The sequence below is a fragment of the Borrelia persica No12 genome (genome assembly GCF_000500045.1).
Taxonomy (GTDB): domain Bacteria; phylum Spirochaetota; class Spirochaetia; order Borreliales; family Borreliaceae; genus Borrelia; species Borrelia persica.
Genome location: NZ_AYOT01000152.1, coordinates 1 through 4,452, shown reverse-complemented (window position 1 = coordinate 4,452; position 4,452 = coordinate 1). Strand labels below are relative to the sequence as shown.

4 protein-coding genes and 1 pseudogene are annotated in these 4,452 nt (G+C 28.6%); 4 read left to right on the top strand and 1 reads right to left on the bottom strand.

The window, feature by feature from the left end:
- Positions 1-1,709 (bottom strand): plasmid maintenance protein (locus U881_RS11580; RefSeq protein WP_024653619.1); only part of this gene is annotated, 1,709 nt, incomplete at its 3' end.
- Between the two features lie 823 nt (positions 1,710-2,532).
- Here U881_RS11580 and U881_RS13310 point away from each other — a divergent pair.
- The 4 genes and pseudogenes from U881_RS13310 to U881_RS13770 all read left to right on the top strand — a co-directional run.
- Positions 2,533-2,910: a hypothetical protein gene (locus U881_RS13310; protein ID WP_024653618.1), complete on the top strand. Its 378-nt coding sequence runs from the start codon at positions 2,533-2,535 to the stop codon at positions 2,908-2,910.
- Between the two features lie 3 nt (positions 2,911-2,913).
- Positions 2,914-3,333 carry a hypothetical protein gene (locus tag U881_RS13305; RefSeq protein ID WP_024653617.1) on the top strand — a complete coding sequence of 140 codons (420 nt, stop codon included), beginning with the start codon at positions 2,914-2,916 and terminating at the stop codon, positions 3,331-3,333.
- Positions 3,334-3,459: 126 nt separating this feature from the next.
- Complete coding sequence (locus U881_RS13300; RefSeq protein WP_024653616.1) at positions 3,460-3,768, top strand: replication/maintenance protein RepL; 309 nt, start codon at positions 3,460-3,462, stop codon at positions 3,766-3,768.
- Between the two features lie 379 nt (positions 3,769-4,147).
- Positions 4,148-4,255: pseudogene (locus U881_RS13770) on the top strand (variable large family protein); the annotation flags it as partial.
- Between the last annotated feature and the right edge of the window lie 197 nt (positions 4,256-4,452).

Sequence of the window (4,452 nt, the reverse complement as noted above, 5' to 3'; positions counted from 1 at the left end):
CCTACCCTTTCATCAACTTCGCAAAGAGATACTTCATTTTTTGTTGTACTCTCTATACAATCATTTTTACCTTCAATATCCTCATTTGACAATGACTCAGACAAAATGTTTGGGGGCGTTTTGTTCAAGAGGCTGTCTGTTTCGTTTGATTGTGCGTTATCGCCTACGTTTTTCTTCAAAGTAGCTAACATACTTTCTTTTAAACGATTCTTTAAATGGGCTCGCTCTTCTTCTGCCCTCCTAAGCCTCTCTTTTCTCTCTTTTGCTTCCTGTTTAAACAGCCTCTGTAAATATTCTTCTCTTCTCAGCAATTCTAGCCTGCGTTTCTCTTTTTTTTCTAAGTTCGTTTTTTTTGCTTTCTCTTCTGTCTCTTTTTTGTCTGCCTTTTCTGTTGCATAAATTTGCAAATTTTTCTTTGTTTTTTTTCCTTTTTTTTCTAAAAATTTTTTTCCAAGACATATGTTTTCGCCATAAACTGTTTTTTCAACACACCGCTTTTTGTGCTTGTTCGAGTACCAGTCTCTAAATCTGCCTTCCCAAATTACTTCATAATCGTTTATTATCCCATCTTTTCTTTTCATCATCATCCACACTTTGTGCTTGTATCTATTTGCAAATTGCTTTAAAAAATGCTCTAAAATGTCTTCAAGACTGTATTCAATTCCATAATCAGTTATTGCTTGCTCCAAATTTAACAGTGCATTTATATATGTCGAATCGTTGTTGCTAATCTCTTTTATTTGCTTCAAATACTTTTTGCTAATTTTGTGGTCAGATAGCAGTCTTGTAACAATATCTTTCCTCATTATTTTGCAATTCCTTTTCTTTTTTTCATAAAAATCAGCTTTTTTCAAAAGCATTTCTGCATTCTCTTTAGAATTCTTTTCTTTTTTATAGCTTATATTAGCTTTATTAATTACATCGGACATTTCGACATCGGACATTTCGACATGTGACATTAACTTTGGAACATAAGAAATTGTGTTTGTTTTGTTATGTTCATTTTCATTTAATCGTAGTTGGTTTTCAATCTTTTCAAGGTTTGTGCAATTGGGTGTTATATTTTTATCAAAATCCCCAATAATTTTCTTGTCTTTTAGATTTTCTTTAAGTAGTTCTTGTAGATATTCAAAAATGATTTTTTTGTGCATATGTGCAAGTTCCATGTTTTGTCTATAGTGAGCAATACTTCCATTTCCCACCCCCAGTCTTCTAATTTTGGACTGAATCAACCCTGTTTCATTTAGAAGTTTTATATCTCTTCTAATAGTTCTTTTAGATACCTTTTTATAACCATCGTTTTCTAATAGTTTACTTACTATATTGTAGATATCACTTGCTGAATATTCTTCAACACCACTTGATTTTTTGTAGTCTTGATTTTTAGTATCTATTGCCCAATAGATCTTAAGCATTCTCTTATATCGTTTAAATGTTTTTATTGCTTGTAATTTGACCTGAGATATGGGGATATTTGTTATTTCAGGTGATGTTTTGTATTGATTTAAGTCTACAAGACTTTTTAGTATTGATTTAACTTGGCTCTTTGTGCCGGTTGATTTGAAATTTTTTTCATCTTTTGTTACTATATTCATATGTTTGATTTGAATTTTTAATCCAAAGTTTGGATTTTCTTTTTTAAAAGAATCTTTGGATTCATATTTTATATTATTGTATATAAAATTTTCACTTTTGACTACCTTGGTCAAGGTGATTTTTTTATATAATTTTTTATTTTATAAACCTTATAAAAATAAAAAAGATTGTCATTAGAGGTGCTTTTATTGTTATTGATTGTTAAAATGCATAAGGTTAGTAATTTGGGCATTTGTGGTAATGCAATTTTTAGGTTATTTTATTTATTAGATAGAGTATAAAGGATTAATTGGAGTTAGATATTGGTGTCATAGCAAAAATAAATAGTTGGGAAACAAACATAAACAAATAGTTAAGCATTCAGTTAACTTTGGAGGGAATCACAAAAGATCATCATTTTTAAGAAAAGTTTGATCTTTGTCAAGATGGAATAGTGTGTAATGTTAATTATTGAGATGATAAAGAAGCACGATAAAAATTGATGTGCGTTAAGATATAGATAAAATCGGAACTAGACTTGATTTAAAGGTAGGTAAAGATAGGTATGATTGATTGATTTTGATGAAAAAATATACTGACTTGTGATTTTAGTGTAAATAAACTTGATGTTACTTGATTTTAATATAGATGAAGCGAATAGTGATTTAGGATAAGTCTAATTTTAGTTGACTTTGATTTAAATTAGACTTAAATTAGAATTTAAAAGGGTAGTTAGTTTTGTTTTGATGATTGTTTGTATACTTGCTTTTTTATGTTTTGTAGTGCAAGTGTTTGTGATTTTAGGAGGTAATTTTTAAGTGTGTTATGATTTAATATAGGTATAATAACCTATGTTAAGGTATTATCATTTCTAAGTTGATTATTTTCATCACAAAGTTGTAGAGAGTATGTGAGATTTGTTGATTATATAGTAATATGATTGGAGAGAGGTCTTTGATGATAAGTAAATATGATAAAAAAGATATAAATGTTGAATTTAGTATTGTAGAATCTTGGAGGCTTAATTTTGAATTTTTTGTTTGCAACATTTGGTTAATAATGTTTGCTTTATTTTTATTTTTCTTTAATGTGTTGCATTCCCATAGAGGAATTGTGAGTTATTATAATGTTGGTAATCATTCCAAATTATACTTTACATTACCATTTACAATAGTAATTATAATAGTACCATCTTCAATATTATTGTATTTTTTATATTTGCTAAGAAAATGTGTATTTGATGGTGTTGTAAAAGCTTCAGTGTTTGTGTATTTAGAAAAAGTCGCAATATTTGTGTTGTTAGTGATAGGACTTGTAACTCAGTTTGTGAGTTAGTGGATGAATTTTGAAAGTTTTTTTAGTCTAATGTTTGAGGATACTATTGGGGACACTGTTTTAAGTGTTAAAAAAAGTCATAGTGAGCAAGAAGAAGGTATTCGTAAATTACTTTCTGATAAAGAGCGGATAATCGAGAGTGAAATAACTAGTATTGATATTAAGATAAAGAATAATAATGATCGAATAGAATATGCTAAGGATAAGCATTTAAATTTATATTATACATATAAGACTATGAAGCAAGATTATTTGAGAGAAATTGAAAATGCAAAGACAGAAAATAAGGCTTTGTTTAATCAAAGGGATGAATATTTAAATTCTTTAAAAGATTTGCGTTTCAAGCTTAGTAATTTGATTGAAACAACGGTTATCAATAACAATCGGTTTAAGGCTGCAAATGTGTTCTGTTGTTATTGCTAAAGATGATTATCTTAATATAATTTTGTTTATGCGTTATTATTATTGTCTATTTGTCTAGATATATTTTTAGCTATGGTGTTCTGTATTATACAAAATGCTTATCATAAGTTTTATGCAGAAAAATCGATGTTTTTATGTGGTGATATTGATTGTAATAAGAGCAGTTTAAAACCTAAGTTGCGAAAAAGTATACGAAGTGTTAATTTGCAATATAAAAAGGTATCTAAAGTATTTGACAAATCTCTTGAATTTATTGCATCTAATTTGGAAGATGACAATCGTACTATAAAGTCATTGAGACAAATGAATCAAGATACCAAGTTATCTCATTATAGAATAAGGAAGTATTTGTCAGATTTAAAAGATAGCGGTTTAATTATAAGAAAGAAACAAAGATTGCTGCTTAATGTTGATGCAGGTAATTTGTTTGGCTAACAAAACATGGAAAAAAATCTTGATGATCAATGCAAAGTAATAGAGTTGGTTCAAGATAGTGAAAGTAAATGAAGTTGAAATTTTGGTTAAGTCAATAGGTTGAGTTGGCTAAAGCAATAAGTGGGGGTGTAACAATGAATCTGGGTTGTGGTTGGCGGTGATGTTCTGTGAATTATTGTGATTTCGTTTAAATTGTTAGCAGTGAGGTTTGGATTTTTAGGCAGGCTAGGAAATAGGCTATAAGGAGTTTCGAGCAAAACTAAAAGGACTTAGCTGTTATAAGGGAGATATAACATTAAGATTGATAGCTAGGGTGGTAAGTTTATTGTAAAGGATACTGATGATAAGAATGTTGAGGTTGATGTATCTAAAAGGTATAGCATTAAGTGCAGTAAGTAGGGCATTTAGTACTTTAATAATAGCAATAAGAAATACTGTTGATAGTGGGGGAAAGAAGGTAAATGAAACACTATCAACAATTAAATAAGAAGATAAGTAGGAGAATCAACAATTAGTAGACAATAATAGATAATTATAGATAAAAATTAGTAAAAAAAATAAAGAAGTTTAAGCGAAACACTTTTCTTGTTTTTTATTGGGGGGCATACAGGGAAGATGTTTTTTGTGAGATTAAGTTATTTCAATATATTTTTTATTAAGCATTCATTTATCATGTGTGCATTT

Excerpts from the sequence above, each read along its gene's own strand:
- U881_RS13310 (WP_024653618.1), top strand. The coding sequence starts at position 2,533 with ATGATAAGTAAATATGATAAAAAAGATATAAATGTTGAATTTAGTATT.
- U881_RS13305 (WP_024653617.1), top strand. The coding sequence starts at position 2,914 with ATGAATTTTGAAAGTTTTTTTAGTCTAATGTTTGAGGATACTATTGGG.
- U881_RS13300 (WP_024653616.1), top strand. The coding sequence starts at position 3,460 with ATGTTTTTATGTGGTGATATTGATTGTAATAAGAGCAGTTTAAAACCT.